This is a genomic window from Bacillus sp. 491mf (genome assembly GCF_900112415.1).
Classification (GTDB): domain Bacteria; phylum Bacillota; class Bacilli; order Bacillales; family Bacillaceae_G; genus Bacillus_A.
On the sequence record NZ_FOLV01000008.1, the window covers coordinates 61,524 to 83,008 of the forward strand.

Genomic DNA, 21,485 nt, shown 5'->3' on the forward strand with positions numbered 1-21,485 from the left:
AGTTTATACTAGAGCATGAAAAGGGAGGTTTCATATACAGCTTTTACTACAATTAGAGACTGAGAGGTTATTGTATGTGGCGTAATAAAAATGTATGGGTTGTTCTCACCGGTGAATTTATTGCTGGGGTCGGATTATGGCTGGGGATTTTAGGGAATTTGGAATTCATGCAAAAGCATGTTCCATCTGATTTTATGAAGTCTGTTATTATGTTTATTGGCCTATTAGCTGGCGTACTTGTAGGGCCCATGGCTGGAAAGTGTATTGATCAATATTCCAAGAAAAAAGTACTTTTGTTTGCAGGATTGGGCCGTGTCGTAAGCGTTATTTTTATGTTTTTTGCTATTCATTACGAAAGCATTTCATTTATGATTTTATTTATGATTGCCATTCAAATTTCTGCGGCTTTTTACTTCCCTGCACTGCAATCTATTATCCCGCTTATCGTTCTGGAACATGAACTTTTACAAATGAACGGAATTCATATGAATATCGCTACCATCGCTCGTATTGTTGGTACATCGCTCGGCGGTGTTCTTCTCGTTATCATGAGTTTACAATATATGTACGCTGTTTCGATGGCTGCATATGCACTATTATTCTCTTCTACTTTTTTCTTGAAATTTGAAGATACAAAAACAAATGTAACAAATGAAAAAAAACGTCAAAACACAAGTTTTATGGAGGTATTTCGCATTTTAAAAGAAGTACCAATTGCGTTTCGCGCTTTAATTTTAAGTATAATTCCACTTATATTTATTGGTGGTTTTAATTTAATGGTAATTAATATTAGTGAAATGCAGCATGATACAACAATTAAAGGGTTTATTTATACAATTGAAGGTTTATCTTTTATGCTTGGAGCATTTGTTATTAAACGTTTATCCGAACGTGTTTCATCATATAAGTTACTGTATATCTTTTCATTTTGTATTGCTTTCTCCCACTTATCTCTCTTTTTCAGCGATATAAAATGGATGACACTTGTCTCTTTTGGAATGTTCGGTTTTAATGTTGGCTGCTTCTTTCCTGTTATGTCAACAATTTTCCAAACGAAAATTGATAAAAGCTACCATGGACGTATATTCTCATTCCGTAATATGTTTGAACGTGTAATGTTCCAAATTGTCTTACTCGGAACTGGATTTTTCTTGGATACAATTGGATTGCAATATATGGTGCTTATCTTTGGTGTTATTTCCTTATTTATTATTTTCATTTCAGTTTTACAGCAAAAACAAGTAAGCAAAAATACTTCTCAAACACCAAATATGTAGGAGCCATCTCATTTTTGAGATGGCTTTCATTATTATAAAATCAATTCACCGAAATCTCCTGTTTTTATATTTCCACTGTTTGCTTCATCAGTATCAATGTGCATGTCTAAAGCGTATGTATCCTTCACTCGGACTAACACTTGATTAAAAGTCAACCCTCTATCACCTTTAACTTTAACACTCACATATTGTCCATCACTCACTTGAAACTGAGCTGCATCTTGTGGTGTCATATGAATGTGCCGCTCAGCGACAATTACCCCTTTATTAATTTGAATTTCACCATTTGGACCAATTAAGGTAATACCAGGTGTTCCATCAATGTTTCCTGATGAGCGAAGCGGGGCATTTATACCAAGATTACGAGCATCTGTTTTCGAAATCTCTACTTGTGTAAATTTGCGAACAGGTCCAAGAATTCGTACTCTCACAATTTCTGCTTTATCTGTTTTGATTGTAAGTGTTTCTTCTGCTGCGAATTCTCCTGGCTGAGAAAGCTCTTTTGCTACCGTTAATTCATGACCATTTCCAAAAAGCTTTTCTAAATCTTCTTTTGTCACATGGATATGACGATTTGATACACCAATAGGAATTTGCTTCATTTTTATTTCTCCTTTTGTCAATATACACTCTCTATTATTTCCTGCTTTTTTTAAATTAGTTATAAAAATAGCAGATAACAAATATGCTTACAGCTTAAGTTTTTTGTATATGTATTGTTTATATTTTTTAAATACGGTAAGGGAAATTTTATAATTATCGCTATTTTTATAACATCACAAAAATGATAAAATGAATTTGTGTGAGTTTTCATAAAAACAAAATAATTCAAACACCAAGACGTGTTTGAATAACAACAATCGTATTTAAGGAGGCGTTATTCATGAATTACATGCTAGCAAATCGCATGGAAGCATTTCAATCATCAATTTTTAGTGAACTAGCAGCATATAAAAAGAAGAAAATGGCGGAAGGTCATGAAATTATTGATTTAAGCATCGGAAATCCAGATATGCCACCAGCTGATGTTGTAATAGAAACACTAGTAAGTGCGGCAAATGAAAAAAATAATTATGGATATACATTAACAGGTACACAAGAATTTCATGAAGCTGTAGCAGAATATTATGAGATGAATCACAATGTTACTTTAAATGCTGATAAAGAAATCTTATTATTAATGGGATCACAAGACGGAATAGTTCATTTACCAATGGTTTTTGCAAATCCAGATGATATTATCCTTGTTCCAGATCCAGGTTACACAGCATATGCAACAGGTCTTGCAATGGCAGGGGCAACGCCGTATTTTATGCCATTAAAAAAAGAAAATCATTTCCTACCTGATTTACATACAATCCCAAAAGAAGTTGCTCAAAAAGCAAAAATGATGATTTTAAACTTTCCTGGTAATCCTGTACCAGCAATGGCAACGGAATCATTTTTTACTGATGTGGTTGCTTTTGCTAAAGAATATAATATTATCGTCGTTCATGACTTTGCTTATTCTGAATTTTATTATGATAATCAAAAACCTATTAGTTTTCTATCAGTTCCTGGAGCAAAAGATGTTGGCGTCGAGATTAACTCTTTATCGAAAAGCTATAGCTTAGCTGGCAGTCGCATTGGCTACATAATTGGAAATGAAGAAATCGTCGGAGCGCTTAACCAATTTAAATCAAATACAGACTATGGCGTCTTTCTTCCAATTCAAAAAGCAGCAACTGTCGCTCTAAAAGAGGGTGCTACATATTGCGCAGCGAATCGGACGATATATCAAAAGCGACGAGACATACTTATTGATGGCTTAGCAGAATTGGGGTGGCATGTTGATAAGCCAGCGGGAAGCATGTTTATATGGGCAGAAATTCCAAATGGCTATACTTCTTTAAAATTTGCATATGCATTAATTGATCGTGCCAACGTCGTTGTTACACCTGGTCATGCATTCGGTCCCCATGGAGAAGGTTTTGTTCGTATTGCTCTTGTTCAAAATGAAGAAAAATTGAAACAAGTAGTTAACAACATTAAAAATAGTGGAGTCTTTTCTAATGAGGGGACTTTAATTGAAAATTAATTACATTCTCTCTGCTAATTTCTATATATACAAGTAAAAAAAGACATAACCCCCCTTTCCTTTTATGGGGGCGAGAGCATCTGGCCGTGCGTAGAAACGGTCAGGACCTATTTTTTCCACATGCGAGGTTTAAAACAAAGGTAGGAAGCGAGTACAGGTCATGATGTATTCAGTATAGCAGTGACTTATATGTTGAAAAATGAAAATGGATATATATAAGCAAGGGGTTTCGTTTTATAATAGGTATACGAGAACGCACTTACTGTTCTTCTCTCTTATCTAGGCCTAGTAACTACATAATAATATGTAATCAAGGAGATAATGCATGAGTAAAATTAATATTCAAGGCATATTGCCGCACCGGTACCCGTTTTTAATGATCGATGGCATCGTTGAAATGGAATCCGGCAAGTGGGTAAAAGGGTATAAAAATATAAGTTACAATGAATGGTTTCTAACAGAATCACAAATGACGATGCCACACATGTTAATTGTTGAAGCAATTGCGCAACTCGGAGCATTTGTCAGCACGGAAAATACTGATGGCTTAGGATTTCTCTCATCACTCGAAGGAGTAGAATTTTTAGGATCCGTTCAGCCTGGTGATCGATTAGACCTATATTATGAAGTGATTCGCAATAGACGGGGGTTCGTTCTCGGAAAGGGTCATGCCTCCGTAAATGAGAAAACCATTGTCAGTGTAGATAAATTATTAGTGTATATGGAGTCTTTGTAACAATGCAGCCAAAGTCAATTTTATAAAAATTAGAACAGTGATACTTGTGCTCACTGTTCTTTTCTCTTTCTAAAACGTCTCACTTTTATGATCCTTTAGCGCCATAACCTTTTATATGTATTTTCACAGTATATTTGATTGGAGCTTTACTAAATGTTTTATCCCAATCTTTTTTGACCTTTTCCCATACTTTTGGATACTTAATTCTTAATATGTTTCCAAAACCAGCAACATCGACTTGATATTCTTCTTGAATTTTTTTTAATGTATGATCCACTAGTCGATTCACTTCTTGTTCAGCTGCTTTTTCTGCTCTTGTTAGAAATTTATTTTTAAGAGACGTTCCTGAAGCAACCCAATTTTCAGATATCTGTCCCTCTGATTTGATATTTACATCAAAAGAAATTTTGTTTCCTTTAACGTGAGGAGTAATCGTGCTTTTCATAGATATAACTTCATACATAATGATTTGTCCTGTCTCTTTATCACGGCCTTTCACTAAACCGCCTTTCCCCTTCCCACTTATCCACGTTAAACCTTCCAATTCCTGTTCATTTAAAAAACCGTGCAGCTTTTTTGTCTTCCCTTTGATTATAGCAGCTCCCGAAAATTTTACTTCTCCATCTGACGAAATCACATTTTGCAAAAGAAAGCTGGATCCTGATTGCATTTTACCTGGTAATTTAGCAAGCGGCACAAAAGGTAGAATCCTTGATGTTCTATATTGATTATCTGCAATTCCATAAAGACGAAGTGCCGGAATTTCTCCTTTTTCCTTCATTTCTAACGTCTTGCTAGCTCGTTCTTTACTAATTAACACTAGACAGCTTGGTCGAATCTCATTATCACGAAGATAAAGATCAAGTAACTTTTTCAAACTATATGTACGTGCGAGATTTGCACTAATAACCATCACTTTCGTGTGGTGAAAGATTACGGGTCGATCCCTTCTTAATGAAACTTCACGAATCATTTGATGAAGAGAATCTCCGGTTTCAGAAACATTCGTATAAGCTTTTTGCCCCGATGTTCCGCCCTTCCCACCTCCACTTGAAGATTGTGGTTTAACGAATTGGTAAGTTGTTGTAATAATGTTCTTTTTCGAATATCCCTCAGCCTTTTCTTCTAGCGCTTTCTCAGCAGCTGATTCCTTCCCTTTATCAAATGCCAAACCTACCTCGAAACCTAGTTCTTCAATTTCATGACTGCTCCAGCAGCCCGTTAGAGAAAAAAGTAAAAGAACTGCCGGTAAAACTAGAAGGAATCGTATATTATTAAGACTTTGTTTCATACTTTCCCTTCCTCCATCTCACAATTATGAGGAGGAGAATTGGCAATATACCGAATAAGAACATAGCCGAATTACCAATCAAATCCCCAAGTTTGAATAAATCGTTAATATTTTTTGGAGTTAAAGCAATGAGGTATACGACTGGCAGTAATCCAAACAAAAATGAATGAATGTTCTTTTTAAAAAGTTGAGCCAATCCAAATGCAGCGGCATAGTAACAAATTGAATACGTTGAAAAGATTTGCATAGTCCATATCACGAGCAATAAAGATTCAAATCGTTCAAATATTAAACCTGGGATTTCAAAACTTCTCATAAGATCAATTGTTGGCCATGTTCTCGTGACTACTCCATCGACAGATAACGCTCCAATAACCATCACAACAGTAATTACATAAAAAACCAAGGGAATAGCAGTTCCAATTAGAACAACTTTTACAGCTTTGTTCGGTTGTTTCATAAACACCAATAGGAGTAACATGATTTCCGCGCCTGAATATGCAAGAGTTGTTGTTTTTAACCCTTTTAGTACAGGCATAAAACCTAATCCTAATACCGGACGGAGATTATCTATCTCAAATATTCCAATACTCATAAAGGCAGTGAGTAAAAAAATAAAGACGGTAATTGGGAATATAATTCCAAACATACGGGCCATTGGATTTATGCCACCCATCATCAAATAGAGACTCACCCACATAAATGTCATAATAATAGCCCAGTTGGGGGTTCCTTCAAGTAAAAAGAAACTTGTTACTTCCTCCAGTATTCTCACTTCATATGAGGCAAGAGTAAAAAAGTGAACGATAATAAATAGACTAAATAACCCGCCTATCCATTTTCCTACAATGTCTTGGCTATATTGATAAAATGTTTTTCCGGGAAATTGTTGGCTTAATTTGACTATGATTATCCCGGTAACCATCGCTATCAACCCGCCTAAAATAACAGTTATCCAAACATCTGGTGTTTTCATTTTCTCTGCAGCTGTTCTAGGCAAGGTGAGAATACCGGCTGCAAGTATATAATTAATGAGAATGACAGCTGCTTGTGAAGTCTCAATTCGATCTTTCGGATTGGTAATCATCACTGGTCACTTCCTTTTCAAAGTAAGCTATCCTTTTCGTATTGGATCTTTCGGATGTAGCATCTCCGGACGACGTTTCATCATCTGAAATGGAGCGCGCACGATAAAGTCTTTCCAATCACTTGCTTTATACGGAACCGCTGGACTAACGTAGGGTACACCAAAACTCTTTAGTTTCACCAAATGACTGCATAAGAAGAGAAAAAACAGAATGAGTCCGTACAATCCAAACAAAGCAGCGCAAAACATGCCTGCAAAACGAAGGATGCGAAGTGGAATTGCTGTACTATAAGGCGTGAGCGCAAATGAAGAAATGGCCGTGGCGGCTACTACGATAACCATAATAGGGCTAACAATCCCAGCTTCTACCGCTGCCTGCCCAATAATTAGTCCGCCCACGATTCCCATTGCTGAGCCAATTGGTTTCGGCAAACGGAGTCCGGCTTCTCGTAAAATTTCAATAGCTACTTCCATAAGCAGTGCTTCAATAATCGCCGGAAAAGGAACACCCATCTTTCCTCCTATGATAGAAATGGCTAACTTAGTTGGAATCAATCCAGGATGAAACGAGATAAAGGAGATATACAAGGCAGGTGTAAAAAGAGAAATGATGGCTGCTCCAAAACGTAATATGCGAAAGAGAGTGCCTGGAATCCAACGTTCATAATAATCTTCAGGCGATTGCATCATCATGCTAAATGTAACTGGAGCGATTAATGCAAACGGTGTTCCATCTAATAAAATGGCAACTCGCCCTTCCATCAATGCAGCAATGACACGATCAGGACGCTCCGTACTCTGTACTTGTGCAAAAAGACTGAAGTAATTATCTTCGATGAGCTGCTCTATATATCCTGATTCCGGTACATTATCAATATCAATTTTCTGAATCCTTCTCTTGACTTCTTCTATTAATTCCGAATCTGCAATTTCTTTCATATAAGCGACGACGAGTTCTTTTTTTGCCCGCTTCCCTACTTGGAATTTTACTAATGACAAGCCTGCATTTTCACCATGACGTCGTAAAAGAGCTGTATTATCACTTAAAACTTCTGTGAATCCTATCCGCGGACCTCTGACTGAAACCTCTGATATAGGTTCTTCAACGTTCCGGGTTCTCCCTTTCGTTGTACTAAGAATCAATACATCTGGTGAGCCATCAACCAAAAGCGCGGTAGAACCTGTCAATACTTTTGACATCAAATCGTTTATATCATGAGCTTCGCTTACTTCACTAATAGAAAGGACTTGCTCTTTAATAAACTCTTTTGAAACCGTCCCTTTCTTGTAAGATGAGTCATTCATGTATTCTTCATAAAAATCAACCATTAATGATTTCATAATATGTGTGTCAATGAGCTCTTTATCTGACAGTCCTTCTACAAAAATAATTGCCGCTTTAATACCTGTACGCCCAATGTTAAACTCCCGAAAGTGTACATCAGAGTTATCATTAATTTCTTTCTTTACAAGTTCCAAATCCAAAATGAAATCGCCTGTAAACTTTTCTTTTGAGTCTTGAATAAAACTAACGTTCTGCTCTCTCATTCTTATCACTCTTTCTTTTAAAAAGCTTCGTGTGCATCTAAATTTAGCGGTATCCTAATACCATAATTACTTCAGGAGCTATCAAAAGATTTTCGTTAGCATTGCAGCAAGTATCTACCAGACTGAGAGGAGTTTTTTTCTAAGGTTGACCCATGAATGAATACAGTTGTTCATTCATCCCTTTACTTTCCCTCTAATTTATGAATCCAACTAAAAATTTTTGCAATCATATACGGAATGAACAGTACAATAAAAGCCTGCCAAAAAACTTTCCACTCTGGAAGGTAGGAAACAATCGTTTTCCACATTTTAATCATCCTATTTCAGCAGTTGACACTGCATTTTTTTACTTTAATCTGAAATTCTTACGCATTATTATGTCTTAAGTACGGAAATTTAATCCAACAAAAAACCCCCTATTCTTCATAGGGGATTAATAATATTCCAACTAAATAATACACATATGTATGTTAATATTTTCTTTATTTGTTGCAATGAAAACTATTCAATTAAATGTAATGAATGGAAGACAATTTAACTGCTCATCTGCCATATCAAAATGTAAGCTAAAGAGGTTTCCCAAAAATTTCTCTTTTTGGTATGAATCAACTCAGCGAATCGATTATTTGTATATCGAATATTGCCGAAGGGTCTTTAAATCATGTCGAATCGCTGATATATTGCAAAGAACGGCCGATAACGGAAGAGAGCACTGACTCCAAAGGCACTTATGTGCATTTGGGGTCAGCTTCTTTCTTCTATTCATCCTGCATATAAGTATTTGCCTCAACTCTTATTAAAAACGGACTTAGTTCGTTTTTATAATAAATGTATAACTCATGCATAGCACGTGTGCAAGCTGTATAGAAAAGCTTACGTTCGCTTTCTTTTCTATATTGTTCGTTTGAAGCATTATAAATAATAACAGCGTCAAACTCTACACCTTTCGCTAAATATGAAGGTACAATAAGTACTCCCGAATCAAACGAAGCTGTTTCTTTTTCGATAAGGTGAATTTGTACATGTTGCTGTAGTATGTCAAATGCCACTTTGCTTTCCTCGGCAGTTTTACAAATAATCGCTATCGTTTTATGATTATTTTTTTTCAAATATTGAATCCGGTTTACAATTCTTTGATGTAATTCCTCATCTGTTTCTACTGCTGTTATAACTGGCTTTCTCCCCTCACGCTCAAATGGTTCAATACAGTTTCCTTCTGAAATAAGTTGCCGTGTGAATTCAATAATTTGTTTCGTTGAACGATAACTGCGTGTAAGTTCAATTCGCTTACTTTTTTCCTCTCCATACAAAGCATATAATTGCGAAAATCCATTTTCAGTCGCATGTACATGTATCGTTTGATTAAAATCACCAAGTACCGTCATTTTACTATGTGGAAATAATCGCTTTAAAAAGGTAAACTGAAAAACAGAATAATCTTGTGCTTCATCAATAAATATATGCCTTGCAGATGTATTTCGTTGTAATTCTTCCAGCTGATCTTTTAAATATAAATAAGGCGTCGTATCTTCATAAGCCATCTGAAAGTGCTGTATGCGTTCTACTGTTTCTTGGCATATTTCTTTCCAATATAGCGGTAATTCATTCTTGCTCGTAAATCTCTCTGCAAACAACGGATTTGCGAACAACTGAACATAAATCGCAGGTACATTAATGAATTGGAGCCCTTTCAATCTTTTACGAAGTGGTTTAAAATACTTTTTCACAATCATTGCAGCTAACATTTGTTGTTCACGTTCAAAATCATCGAATGTATTAGCGTCATATCGTTTCTCTTGTTGCAGTTTTTTATGAATTTTAGCATACGTTTCTTTATCTAATAGCTGTATTTCTTCTTCAACCCATGGTTCTTTTCGTTCTATCCGCTCTCTTTTCTTTATTTCTTTTAGTAACCACTCAGAAATTAACTTTATTCGATTTGGAATCCTCATCGACAAAGGAAAAGAATAAAACCTTTCTTTTATTTCCTCTTTTGAAATTAATACATTTCCGCGAAACTTCACATCTTTAAAAATCATTCCATCTTGTCTCAAATACGTTACATAGTTATCTACAACATTCAAAAAAGAGGCACTTGCCTTATATTGAATGCTTTTCATGCGTACTAAGTATTTTGAATCTTCTTTCCCCGCAAGTACATATTCGATTTGCGTAAACGGATCTTCAACATCAAATGTTTTCTCTATGTGCTCCTCTAAATAGTCTTGAAATGTCGTTTGTTTCATATTCTCTTCTCCTAATTCAGGAAGAACCGTTGATATATAACTATTAAACATTGAATTAGGAGAAAAAAGAATGATTTGATCTGCATGTAATGTATCTCGATATCGATATAGTAAATAGGCAACTCGTTGCAATGCAGCCGATGTTTTTCCGCTTCCTGCTGCTCCTTGCACAATAAGTAAACGACTCGTTTCATCGCGAATAATTAGATTTTGTTCTTTCTGAATCGTAGCAACAATACTTTTCATTTGTGTATTCGCATTTTTCCCTAACACATCTTGTAATAATTCATCACCAATTGTTACTCCGGTGTCAAACATACTTTCCATTTGACCGTTACGAATGATAAATTGTCTTTTTAAAGTTATTTCTCCTGTAATCATTTCATTTTGCGCTTTATAAACGGCAGATCCGAGCGAATAATCATAATACAAACTAGATATAGGTGCTCTCCAATCATAAACAAGAAATTGATCTGTACTCTCGTCAAAAAACGAATGAATGCCAAGATAAATTTGATCAGCACTTCTTTCACTTTCTTCTAAAAAATCAATTCTCCCAAAATACGGAGAATGCTCTAGCCGTTTTAACATGGTGAGCTGCTTATCTGCATGATAATGACTTCGTTCTCTTTCTGCTAATAACTCTGCTTGTTGCTTTATACTTGCTGCTGTTTCAATGGCCTCTTCAGCATTATCGAAGTTAGTTGTTACATCGTTCCAAAAGTTTTTCCGAATATGAACTACCTCTTTTTTTCCGCTGCTTACATATTGTTGAAGGCTATCTACTCGCTCTTTAATTTTCTTAACAACTACTTCTATTCGTTGTTGTTCTCTCTTCCAATCTTGTTCATACTGTTCCATATTGTCACTCCTTATCGAAAAAAATTTTGACCAAAAGTTTGACAAACACAGGTGATTCCTGTTACAATTATATTGGATATTTATCGGATAAAATAAAATTTTCCGACAGATCATTTTTTAATTTTAGCACACTCATATTTCTTAGTTCAACTATAATTCTAGACATTTTGTTTACAACGGATTTTTCACTTCAAAAAAACTCAGTTTTGCTGTACGTTAAGAACGTACCATGAACCGTTTTGGGTAATGAGTTTCATATCATAGATTAATTAATTGTAATCGTGTAATACACGATTTATTTTCTTTTAAATTCAGTTATTCTTGTAATAAATGGATAAATTTGTTATACTAAGAGTAATATTTTTTTCTTTTCAAAAGAGACGCAAGCGTGTGTCTCGTCATCGAGCTTTTATCTGAATAACAGAGATCATGGGTCTTTTGGACCACTTGAAGAACATTTTTCTTCAAGTGTGTCTAAAGACCTTTTTGTGTTGGTCTAAAACGAGAAAAGAAGACCCAAGAAAAGCAACCCCTCTAGAATCAGCAAGAAAGACAGCAAACAAGTGTCCAGAAAAAAATATTAATAAACTCCCTCGATTAGAGGGTAAGTAAAGGAGTTGACAATGGTTGTACCTATAATGCCATTTACTTTTAAATGAGCTCCTCACTTTTGCAATTTTAGAGCTAGAAAACTCGTATCTTTAAATTCATGATAACAATTACCTATTCTAGGAGATGATGGGATGGAAAGTTTGCCTTGTAAAGATTGTAAAGGAATGTGTTGCGGTCCTGTTCCAATTACAGAAAACGAGTTAAAAAAAATAAAAAAGAAGATAAAAGCAATGCCTACTAAAAAACGCCTAAATTTAAAGCAACAACAACGATATTTTGGGACCTGTATTTTTTATGACGAAATTAACGATCGGTGCGGCATTCACTCGGTACGTCCATTCATTTGTCGGGCATTTGGGAATTACAAAAATCTTGTTTGTATTCGCAAACCAGAATTAGCTTCTACAAAAAACTATATAGCCAATGAACAGCCTGTCGGTATTTTGAGTGTTGATTTTACTTGGAAAGACTTTTCTTAATAGAGTAAAAGTTTTTGAAGAATTGTTTATTGAAGTTACATCCAAATTTCAACAAAAATATACGTTAAGTAAATTTCGACATAAAACAAAGGTCATATTTGGAATTACAATCCAAACTATGACCCATTTTTGTTTTATACTAGTATTTCACCTTCGATTTACAATCCTTATTCCTTAATATCCCGTTTAAACCTACCACTTCTTATCCATGCACACCTTATGTCATTGAATTTCGATTACTCTACTATTTCCGTTCTTCGCAATTTGTACTTTTGCATATATCCCTTCCCCTTTTACGAGAGTAACAGGAACTTCACGTGTACTTCCAATCGTAACATATCCATAATTCATATATCCCTTTATCCAGATTCCTTTTTCTTTCGGATAGTCACCAACCTCTATTTGATCTATACGATAATTCTTGTCTTGTTCTTTTTTCAATTTTATAAACACTGGTGTTTTTGTTTCTTTTATTGTTTCGCGTTTCAACATCATCTCATTTGCTTCCACTTCTATTTTGAAAGAAAACCATACTTTTTTCATATCTCTCATTTCATTAACTGGATTTTCCAATTCCAGCAATACAATATTACTGTTATAATAGTTCCATTCTTGCCTTGCAACAGTACCTAGTAACATAAAAGCGGAAAGTACCCCTACTAACCATACGTGTTTTTTCTTGTATATTCCGTTATATTTACTAATTTTCTCTTGTTTTTGATGTTTTTTTGTTTGCAACAATACAATCCCTGCCAGAAACAGCATCAAGCTCAATCCATAGTTTCCAATGTAATTTGTTTCATACATTATAAGATTCGTAAACAAATAAATAACAATGCCAATCCGCTTTATTACGATATCCTTTACAAACAACATGCCCAGTACAAGGAGTAATATATATCCACCATGTGCACTCATAATAAACCAAGGATCTGCACCTTCATATTTCCCTAACAAATAGAAAAATACATATATCATTCCAAATCCAACGCTATTTCGTATTAAAAATTTATTTTTCCGCACAATCGCAAAAATGAAAAATCCGATATGAATGAGCACGAGATACCCCATACTTATTGTATATTCCGTATCTTTCATACACTCACTTACTATGACTCCTTCTAATAACCACCATAAACTATATTGTTCTGCCTTATGATTCGCAAATAGCCAATACAAAAAAATACAACTCGCATACAACACTCCCCATATGTAATGGTGATTTGTTACAATGGTTGTAATTCCTGCTGTGATAGCGAAAACAAATAAAAAAACCCGCAAAAATTTTGCTGTTATTTTTTTATATCCCCAAATTCCAAGCACACTTAGCATAGCGCTTACAATCATGATTACACTGCTTTCTCTTACTGTTTCCCATAATACGAAGTAAAGACTCGCAAGAAAAAGAACACTTCCTATTGAGCTCACTAAAACATATAGCACGTATTCTCCTATTTTCCGGGGATTTGCATTCGTTTGTTTCTTTTTTTCTTGCCAAGTGAAAAATACTTGCGAAATAAGAACAAACAAACCGACAAGCCCCATCAATATATAAGAGAGATTCATAGTTAAATTTACAAATAAATTCGTTATGTCTATTAATGCATACAACGACCAAGCCGTTAAGATTGCACCAGTTGTTATTTTATATAAATGTCCTTCTTGTATTTTTTTGAATATAACCATGTATGTGACTGTCATGATGATTGCACACAACACTTTTAGCCAATAGTTAGGCTCTCCTCCCTCATATAAACATTCAAGATATATCACCCATAACCCTAATAGACTAGCTGTATAAAATAAATAGCGGCCCAGCATTTTTCGTTCCAGGCAGTACCAAATAACTGAGGCCATTGTTATCATAATAGATTGCCATTTGTGCGAAACAACAAACCACGTCGTTTCATCTATATTTGATAAAAAGAAAAGCAATGCTCCGCCGCCAAGCACATACCACTCTGGTTTTCTGTCAGTAAAATAAAGATATAATACTGGAAGTAGCCAACTAATAGAAAGCCAAATTTTCTCATTTTCAATACCGTAAATATTCCGAAGCATCCAACATGACCACGCATAGGCGAGATATAAGGTTATACGCATTCCTCTTATAAACAACACATTTGCAAAAAGTACATTTCTTACCGCAAAATTCCAGTTGATTGCAATAATAGGTACTCCTAATACCACTAAACTTTGATACACCGTTAACCACGAATAACGCATCGACATTGTTAAAACGATATAAGCAGCAAGTAAAGACCATACTCCAAGTATTCTAAAAATATCATCTTTCCAGTACTTCATCCCCGATCCCCCCTTTCTACAAGTGTATTCTTTTTATTCATATTTTTCACTTGTAATTTATATATTTCCCATTTTCATTACGCAATCTATGAAAAACAGAAAGCTCAATGTTTCTACTTTTTTATAGAATCATTGAGCTTCTTAGACAAATAATTTTTAACTAACTAGATCTAAATAACTGCCCTAGCTTTTATAGGATTACCGCCACATGCCCACCAAGCTAACAAGAATACACTACCCCAAAACGATAAAACCAAATTATAAATTTTTCAATCTAATATAAAGTGAAACTTTAATCAGTGGGGGTTTTCTTCATCCCCCACTGATTATTAGTTGAACCAATCGGGCTTTTACGGGCAGTTTATCTCCCGCCTAACTTCTTTGCTTCCGCTGAATTTTGAGGCGGGAGTATTACTGCCCGTTAATGCGGGATAAATTTATTTTAGAATCCAATAGATTGCCTCTCAATTTAAGTGAAATTAAAGTGTTAATATTTACCTGATAATATTATAATTTCGTTATCTTGCTGTTACATTCCAAAATGCATACAATAACTTGTTTTCAGGGTTATACTGAAGCTAGAGGTGATTCAAAGTGACATATGATTGGAAAACAAATCCGAAACGAACTAATCAACACCCAGACTCTGACAAGCCAATTCTATCCGTCCCTGTTTCTGATAAACAATGGCAGGCTATTGTCAATAATGATGCTTCTTATGACGGACAATTTTTTTATGCAGTGAAAACAACGGGGATTTTTTGTCGCCCTTCTTGCAAATCAAGAATACCCAAAAGAGAAAACATTGGCTTTTTTGAAAATGCTGATCAAGCACTAGCTGCACATTTTCGTCCCTGCAAACGGTGCAAGCCAACCAGGAAAAGATTGCCCGATGAGGAGTGGATTGCTTTCATAACCGAATATGTGGATAGCCACTGCGATGAAACGTTGACGCTTGAAGTCCTTGCGCTTCTGAGTCACGGAACCCCTTATCACTTGCATAGAACCTTTAAAAAAATCAAAGGCATGACCCCGGTGGACTACATCCAGCATGTCCGTATAGAAAAGGCGAAAATGTTATTGACTACTTTTGATGACCCAATTGCTGAAGTCGGTGAGTCTGTCGGACTTTCCAATACACCTTATTTTATTACGCTGTTTAAGAGGAAAACCGGCCAAACGCCGGAGGCTTATCGTAGACAGCAAAAACAACACTTGAAGGAGGCATTTTCAAATGGCACCTAAAAAAAGCAGTTCTCTCTATTGGTCGTTGTTTTCTTATGAAAACTGGAAGGTGTACATTGCCGCAACAAAAAAAGGCTTATGTTTTGTCGGATCGCAAAATAAACCATTCGAAGAATTGGTGAAATGGGCAAATCATTACTTGCCTGAAAACGACCTGATTCGAGATGACGAAAAATTGCAACCTTTTGCAGATGAGCTTGTTCGTTATTTTCAAGGCAAGCTCAATCGGTTCACCATTCCAATCTTTTATCACGGCACACCTTTTCAGGAAGCCGTATGGAAGGCACTATGTGATATTCCGTACGGTCAAACTCGATCCTACTCGGATATTGCTCGACAAATTCTAAAACCAACTGCAGTTCGGACAGTTGGGAGGGCCATTGGAACCAATCCGATCCTGATTACTGTTCCATGCCATCGTGTTATCAGCAAAAATGGATCGCTGACGGGCTATCGCGGCGGAATGGAAATGAAAACGCAACTGTTGGAACTTGAACAAGGCTCCACAAACAATGAGAAGGAGCTACAACATGTCTGATCAGCATATAACATCTTTAGCCGAACTCTACTGGGCCAAGCTACATCAAATGCTTGATAAAGTGAAACTTTAATCAGTGGGGGTTTTCTTCATCCCCCACTGATTATTAGTTGAACCAATCGGGCTTTTACGGGCAGTTTATCTCCCACCTAACTTCTTAAGAAAAGCGGAAGCGGCTCGTTCAGAATCGCAGGACGTTGGAGCCCCTGACAGAGAGGCGCTTTTTGCCTCGTCCGGGGGGGCGAAACGGCCGGAGATTCTAGCCGCTAGAGCTGGACAATGCTTTCGCTGAATTTTGAGGTGGGAGTATTACTGCCCGTTAATGCGGGATAAACAGGACAACGCCAAACTGTCGCCTCTTCTAAATGCGGACTCATGTGCGTTCGCCTGATCTTACTTATATCGTAAACTAGGTAATTTATAAATATGAATGAAAGAAGGTGTATTATGAAAAATAAAAAATACTTTAATTTTTACAAGCTTTGGCTAGGACAGTCTATAAGTTTGTTAGGTACCCAGTTTACAGTAGTGGCTTTGCCTCTTTTTGCATTAAAGGTGCTAGAAACAAGTGAGGCGAATGCTGCCTTGCTTCGTGGGATTATATTCATACCCTACCTAATTTTCGGATTAGTAGCCGGTGCTTTGATAGACATCCTTCATAGAAAAAAGGTTTTGCTAATTTGTAGTATATGTCAAGGCGTTTTATTTTTATCAGTATTCATACTGACTGTAACAAATATAATAACATTCCCTTTATTAGTGTTTCTCATGTTTTTAAATGGAATATTTACCACGTTTTACAACATTGCAATTCCTTCTTTCTTACCGGAAATATTAACAGATAAAGACAACTTAAAAAAAGGAAATGCTCAACTAGCCCTTTCGGAGTCTCTTTCTATAGTAATTGGTCCTATGCTAGCAGGAATCGTTATTACTCTAGTTGGATTAACAGGCTCTTTCACTGTTGACGCAGTAACGTATTTTGTTTGTTTTGTGTGTGTATTATTTATTTCAAGGTTTAAACCGCATACAGAGGGCTCTTTTAGAAATGTAAACATAAAATCTATATATATAAACATATATGAAGGTTTAATATATTTTAAAAAACACCCTGTATTGGAACCAATTGTAAGCTGTGGCGCTGTGTATGGTTTTTTTAAATACATACTAAATAGCATTTTAGTAATATTCCTTTATAAGGTAATGGGTCTATCTGAACTTGACATAGGCTTTGTGGTAGGTTCGGCAGCGGTGGGATTTTTAATAGGCAATACGATACTCCTGAAAAAAAGTCAACAAATTAATAATACAAAAATGCTTATTTATAGCGCTACTGTATCAGTTATCGGTCTGTCCTTTATACCGATAATGGGATATTTGGGAACCGTTTACGGTATAGTAGCTGCAAGTATCATACATGGTATGGGAGAAGGGGTATTTGGCCCTTACGCTGCAACCATACGACAACTTGCCTCACCAAGTCACATGCTAGGCAGAGTAAATGCAATGCAGCGTACGCTTAATTGGGGTGCTTGGGCATTGGGAAGTTTTGCTAGTGCATTTTTAGTTTCTATATTTGGGCTTCAAACTACGTTATTTATAGGGGGATTCGGAACAACATTGTGTTTAGTGGTGTTGTTAAGACGAGGCGTATTAACAGGTACCAACATTGAATATACGAGTTCAATTTAGAGGAGATGATTATGATGTATAAAGTATCAAAAGGAACTGACATAGGAAATACACCACACGTTTTATTTATAGGGGGATGGACAAAGCCTATACAAGATGCTTTAGACAGGGGGTATACTGTTTCGTATATAGGGTCTTACACTAAACACATATATTTCGATGGAATTATCTTAGAAAAGTGTTTCTATAGAAAAGAAATAGACACAACAAACATACCCGTGTGTGTATACTATGCTGAAGAATTGTACAAAGAGAAACCGTTTGATGTGGTTGTATCTTTCAACGAAGCAGCTTTAGATACGGCTTGCACAATTGCAAAAATTTTTAATGTTAAAGGATCTTCTTACAACGCTAATATGATAACCCGCAATAAAGACATGATGCGTGAAATTCTAGCAGGCAAAGACTTTTCGATAGATTCGATAGTTTGCAATAACATAAAAGACATTGATGAATTTTTGAACAAAAAAGATAGTATTATAATAAAGCCCCCGAGTGGCGCAGGTGGTAAAGGAGTATCTAAGCTAGACATGGGAGATGACGTAGAGGTATTTATTAAAGATAACGGTATTCAACTACCTATTTTAGTGGAAGAGTACGTTGAAGGTGACGTAGTTTATACGGTCGAAGCCGTTTCTTATAACAAAAAACACTCTATACTAGCTATATCAGCTGAAGTATTTAAAGAAGATACGTTTATAATAAACTATACTATTATGCCGGCACCTATAGATGAATCTCAAAAAAAATTAATCATTGAGAAAGTAATGCTATTTTTGAACGACATGCAACTGGAAGACGGCATTACTCATACAGAAGTAAAGTTAGACAAACAAAATAAGCCAATAATCATAGAGTCTCAAGTCAGGATAGGTGGCGGTAATATTTGGAAAATGGTAGAACTAACAACCGGCATATCTCAATTTGGATACTATTATGATGCGTTAGCTACTGAGACTATAGATGAATTTAGATGTGTATCTTCAAAATGTCAAGCTATGTCTTTAAGCTTGATTCCAAAACCAGGTTGCTTAAAAGAAATCAAGTATAAAGGGTTAGATAACATATCCGAAGTGATATTAATTGATCTATTAGTAAAAGAGGGCGACACCATACCAACTATTGTAGACAGTACTCAGCGCAAAGGATCTATATTATTTACGGCTAATGATATAAAACATATGTACGAAGTTGCAGATAAAATATGTGACAATATAACGTTTGTTTATCAGGATTTGTCAGAATGGAAACCTTCTTTTAAAAAATATATTTAAAAAGGAATGTGTCACATGACTGGTCTATGTTAAGAAAAAGGACAATTTAAACCACGTGTGTCTATTAACCCAAAAATTGGGTTACCAGTACAACATGATCATTATGAGCTAAGGATACCTATAGAGTTAAATCACGATCTAATTTCAGGTACCATGCTAAATACTCTTACACTGTCTTATGAATTTAATGAAAAATATATAAACAAATGGAAGATACTTCAAGTCATTTTTTCTATTTCAGAAAATTGACTCTTTGTTTGTGAGTTTTTTAATTACATTCTTTAAACATTAAAGAGCCGATTTACTCTTAACAGGAAAAAATTCGGCTCTTTACTTATGATAATAATGCCTAGATTTACAATATCGTTTAATAAATACTTTATAAGTTTATAAAGGCGTAGCGAAAATTGCACCGGGCATTCGCGATTGATCAGTAAGAAAAGACCTGACATTATATATCAGGTCTTTTTCATGTCTTATTCTATACCAACTGCATTATAAGCCTTCGTTACAGCTTGTACTTCTTTAGAGTTTTTACCATATAAATCTTCTGCAGCTTGAAGTACAGCTTGGCGCATCATTTTAAAGTTAGAGTTTGCAGTTAAATATTTTGTAAGGGCACGATAGTAAATTTTTTCCGTAGCTTCGCGACCAACACCGTTTACTTCCACACCATAATGTCCGCCACCTTCAGACACTAAATATGCTGCTTTATTATTGATACTACTGTTAATATGAACACCGCCATTATCATATGGACCAGTGTAAAATTTTCTGTAATGATCTGGATAACCTTCAGTTGGTTCTAATGGGTTTGGAATAGAAGCAGGATTACTTAAGGAACGCATTGCATCTCCTGATATATCCGGTGTATAAATATCTTCTCCCGCCTCCCAATCGTCACGGTCCACCATCGCACCGAAAATATCCGAAAACGATTCGTTTAATGCACCAGACTCATCTTGATACTCTAAATTTGCTGTATGCTCTGTTACAGCATGTGTTAACTCATGGGCAACAACATCTAAGCTTGCAGAAAATGGAATAAATTCTTTTCCATCTCCATCACCATAACTCATATACACACCGTTCCACCCAGCATTATTCCAGTTTTCCCCTACGTGAACAACAGAACGTAACTTTGCTCCTTTGTTATCATAGGAATTACGATTAAATGTTTTCTTATAATAGTCGTATACTTTTTCTGCATTTACATGTGCATCAACACCTGCTTTATCTGCAAAGAACTTGAACTTACTTTCAATTTCATAACCTGTATATCCCAGTCCTTGTAATGGTGAATCATAAAAGTATTTATTCAAATTTCTCCAATCAAACGTATAAACACCGTTTCCACGTTTGCCATCAAATAAATGAAATGCACCTGTTTTTTCATTTTGAACAATTTCAAATGATTGTCTGTTTCCTAAAACACCATATCCAAAACCAGTAATATGATCGACCGCATTATATTTATTGATCACATTTCCATTTATTGCATCAATAAAATAATGCCAGTAGCCTGGTGCTGGTTTTGAAACAGATGCTTTTACAAGATAGGAAAGATAATATTGTCCATCTTTTTCATATACGTATAAATCCTTCTTAATACCATCATAGTTATCTACTTTTCCAATCTCTTTCTCAATACTAGCTTTCGCAATATTTACAGCCTCATCTTCTGAAATACTTGCAGTTGATGGGATATTTTTATTTTCTAAATTCGGGATAACTTGTCCAAAAAATGCTTTCACATTATTATTTTTATCAAGTGCTACTGTTTGATCAGAGCCATATACAGGAACACCATTATATTTTTCAATAAGCCTCACATGCGTTGTTTCTGCTTCTGCGTCTTTTTCTTCTCTAACGATTTCAAAATGTTTCTCCATATTTCCTGTTAATTGAAACATGTCTTTCTTACTCTTTAAATACTCGAACACAGTTTCTTTTTTATCTAGTCCTTCTGGTGCTTTCCACTCTTCCCCAATATAAGATGGTGTCTGAAATCCTTGGTTGTATTGAATTTTTTGCTCTGCTGCATATGTACGTGACGTGCCTAATGTCGCAAATGTCGCTAAAGCCATAGATAAAGCTAATGTTGAAGATAAAACCTTCTTTTTCAAAAATACCACTCCCCATCCCTATTTTTTTGACACATCTCTATGTTTTTTAACACTTTTATATAATTCTAGTGATAATAGTATACAACCTA

The 21,485-nt window shown here is 35.4% G+C and carries 16 protein-coding genes; 8 read left to right on the forward strand and 8 right to left on the reverse strand.

Annotation, left to right across the window (positions count from 1 at the left end):
* The first annotated feature begins 74 nt into the window (after positions 1–74).
* Complete coding sequence (locus BM211_RS10290) at positions 75–1,277, forward strand: MFS transporter (RefSeq protein WP_090996844.1); 1,203 nt, start codon at positions 75–77, stop codon at positions 1,275–1,277.
* Between the two features lie 32 nt (positions 1,278–1,309).
* On the opposite strand, the gene pduL is transcribed toward BM211_RS10290, so the two are convergent.
* Complete coding sequence (gene pduL, locus BM211_RS10295) at positions 1,310–1,879, reverse strand: phosphate propanoyltransferase (protein WP_035432233.1); 570 nt, start codon at positions 1,877–1,879, stop codon at positions 1,310–1,312.
* Between the two features lie 281 nt (positions 1,880–2,160).
* Between pduL and BM211_RS10300 the strand changes: the two genes are divergently transcribed.
* The gene (locus tag BM211_RS10300) at positions 2,161–3,354 is read left to right on the forward strand and encodes an LL-diaminopimelate aminotransferase (protein ID WP_090996847.1); all 1,194 of its coding nucleotides are present in this window, start codon (positions 2,161–2,163) and stop codon (positions 3,352–3,354) included.
* A 325-nt stretch (positions 3,355–3,679) separates the two neighbouring features.
* Positions 3,680–4,090 (forward strand): 3-hydroxyacyl-ACP dehydratase FabZ family protein, encoded by a 411-nt coding sequence (locus tag BM211_RS10305; protein WP_090996850.1) that lies wholly within the window; start codon positions 3,680–3,682, stop codon positions 4,088–4,090.
* 85 nt (positions 4,091–4,175) lie between these two features.
* Here BM211_RS10305 and BM211_RS10310 read toward each other — a convergent pair whose 3' ends face one another.
* From BM211_RS10310 to helD, 5 genes are all read right to left on the reverse strand, one after another.
* Positions 4,176–5,381 (reverse strand): Ger(x)C family spore germination protein, encoded by a 1,206-nt coding sequence (locus BM211_RS10310; RefSeq protein ID WP_090996853.1) that lies wholly within the window; start codon positions 5,379–5,381, stop codon positions 4,176–4,178.
* Positions 5,365–6,468 carry a spore germination protein gene (locus tag BM211_RS10315; RefSeq protein WP_035432240.1) on the reverse strand — a complete coding sequence of 368 codons (1,104 nt, stop codon included), beginning with the start codon at positions 6,466–6,468 and terminating at the stop codon, positions 5,365–5,367. The genes BM211_RS10310 and BM211_RS10315 overlap by 17 nt, the downstream gene beginning before the upstream one ends.
* A gap of 27 nt (positions 6,469–6,495) precedes the next feature.
* The gene (locus tag BM211_RS10320; protein ID WP_090996856.1) at positions 6,496–8,016 is read right to left on the reverse strand and encodes a spore germination protein; all 1,521 of its coding nucleotides are present in this window, start codon (positions 8,014–8,016) and stop codon (positions 6,496–6,498) included.
* Positions 8,017–8,198: 182 nt separating this feature from the next.
* Positions 8,199–8,324, reverse strand: a complete 126-nt coding sequence (locus tag BM211_RS27040; RefSeq protein ID WP_256217064.1) for a hypothetical protein — start codon at positions 8,322–8,324, stop codon at positions 8,199–8,201.
* Between the two features lie 450 nt (positions 8,325–8,774).
* Positions 8,775–11,123 carry an RNA polymerase recycling motor HelD gene (gene helD / locus BM211_RS10330; protein WP_090996862.1) on the reverse strand — a complete coding sequence of 783 codons (2,349 nt, stop codon included), beginning with the start codon at positions 11,121–11,123 and terminating at the stop codon, positions 8,775–8,777.
* Between the two features lie 743 nt (positions 11,124–11,866).
* Between helD and BM211_RS10335 the strand changes: the two genes are divergently transcribed.
* The gene (locus tag BM211_RS10335; protein WP_035432246.1) at positions 11,867–12,214 is read left to right on the forward strand and encodes a YkgJ family cysteine cluster protein; all 348 of its coding nucleotides are present in this window, start codon (positions 11,867–11,869) and stop codon (positions 12,212–12,214) included.
* 222 nt (positions 12,215–12,436) lie between these two features.
* On the opposite strand, the gene BM211_RS10340 is transcribed toward BM211_RS10335, so the two are convergent.
* On the reverse strand, positions 12,437–14,521 hold the full coding sequence (locus BM211_RS10340; RefSeq protein WP_090996865.1) for a hypothetical protein: 2,085 nt from the start codon (positions 14,519–14,521) through the stop codon (positions 12,437–12,439).
* Between the two features lie 594 nt (positions 14,522–15,115).
* On the opposite strand from BM211_RS10340, the gene BM211_RS10345 reads away from it, so the two are divergent.
* The 4 genes from BM211_RS10345 to BM211_RS10360 all read left to right on the forward strand — a co-directional run bounded on the left by BM211_RS10345 (position 15,116) and on the right by BM211_RS10360 (position 19,270).
* Positions 15,116–15,766, forward strand: a complete 651-nt coding sequence (locus tag BM211_RS10345; RefSeq protein ID WP_090996868.1) for a bifunctional transcriptional activator/DNA repair enzyme AdaA — start codon at positions 15,116–15,118, stop codon at positions 15,764–15,766.
* Positions 15,756–16,304, forward strand: coding sequence for a methylated-DNA--[protein]-cysteine S-methyltransferase (locus BM211_RS10350; protein WP_090996872.1), 549 nt, complete (start codon positions 15,756–15,758; stop codon positions 16,302–16,304). The genes BM211_RS10345 and BM211_RS10350 overlap by 11 nt, the downstream gene beginning before the upstream one ends.
* Positions 16,305–16,751: 447 nt before the next feature.
* Positions 16,752–17,996, forward strand: a complete 1,245-nt coding sequence (locus BM211_RS10355) for an MFS transporter (protein WP_090996875.1) — start codon at positions 16,752–16,754, stop codon at positions 17,994–17,996.
* A 14-nt stretch (positions 17,997–18,010) separates the two neighbouring features.
* Positions 18,011–19,270 (forward strand): ATP-grasp domain-containing protein, encoded by a 1,260-nt coding sequence (locus BM211_RS10360; RefSeq protein ID WP_141771624.1) that lies wholly within the window; start codon positions 18,011–18,013, stop codon positions 19,268–19,270.
* 476 nt (positions 19,271–19,746) lie between these two features.
* Here the strand turns inward: BM211_RS10360 and BM211_RS10365 are convergent, their stop codons facing one another.
* Positions 19,747–21,396: a M4 family metallopeptidase gene (locus BM211_RS10365; RefSeq protein ID WP_090996878.1), complete on the reverse strand. Its 1,650-nt coding sequence runs from the start codon at positions 21,394–21,396 to the stop codon at positions 19,747–19,749.
* Between the last annotated feature and the right edge of the window lie 89 nt (positions 21,397–21,485).

Coding starts and splice junctions, on each gene's coding strand:
- BM211_RS10320 (WP_090996856.1), bottom strand. CDS start 8,016: ATGAGAGAGCAGAACGTTAGTTTTATTCAAGACTCAAAAGAAAAGTTT.
- BM211_RS10300 (WP_090996847.1), top strand. CDS start 2,161: ATGAATTACATGCTAGCAAATCGCATGGAAGCATTTCAATCATCAATT.
- BM211_RS10305 (WP_090996850.1), top strand. CDS start 3,680: ATGAGTAAAATTAATATTCAAGGCATATTGCCGCACCGGTACCCGTTT.
- BM211_RS10350 (WP_090996872.1), top strand. CDS start 15,756: ATGGCACCTAAAAAAAGCAGTTCTCTCTATTGGTCGTTGTTTTCTTAT.
- BM211_RS10335 (WP_035432246.1), top strand. CDS start 11,867: ATGGAAAGTTTGCCTTGTAAAGATTGTAAAGGAATGTGTTGCGGTCCT.
- BM211_RS10340 (WP_090996865.1), bottom strand. CDS start 14,521: ATGAAGTACTGGAAAGATGATATTTTTAGAATACTTGGAGTATGGTCT.
- BM211_RS27040 (WP_256217064.1), bottom strand. CDS start 8,324: ATGTGGAAAACGATTGTTTCCTACCTTCCAGAGTGGAAAGTTTTTTGG.
- BM211_RS10290 (WP_090996844.1), top strand. CDS start 75: ATGTGGCGTAATAAAAATGTATGGGTTGTTCTCACCGGTGAATTTATT.
- helD (WP_090996862.1), bottom strand. CDS start 11,123: ATGGAACAGTATGAACAAGATTGGAAGAGAGAACAACAACGAATAGAA.
- BM211_RS10310 (WP_090996853.1), bottom strand. CDS start 5,381: ATGAAACAAAGTCTTAATAATATACGATTCCTTCTAGTTTTACCGGCA.
- BM211_RS10355 (WP_090996875.1), top strand. CDS start 16,752: ATGAAAAATAAAAAATACTTTAATTTTTACAAGCTTTGGCTAGGACAG.
- pduL (WP_035432233.1), bottom strand. CDS start 1,879: ATGAAGCAAATTCCTATTGGTGTATCAAATCGTCATATCCATGTGACA.
- BM211_RS10315 (WP_035432240.1), bottom strand. CDS start 6,468: ATGATTACCAATCCGAAAGATCGAATTGAGACTTCACAAGCAGCTGTC.
- BM211_RS10360 (WP_141771624.1), top strand. CDS start 18,011: ATGTATAAAGTATCAAAAGGAACTGACATAGGAAATACACCACACGTT.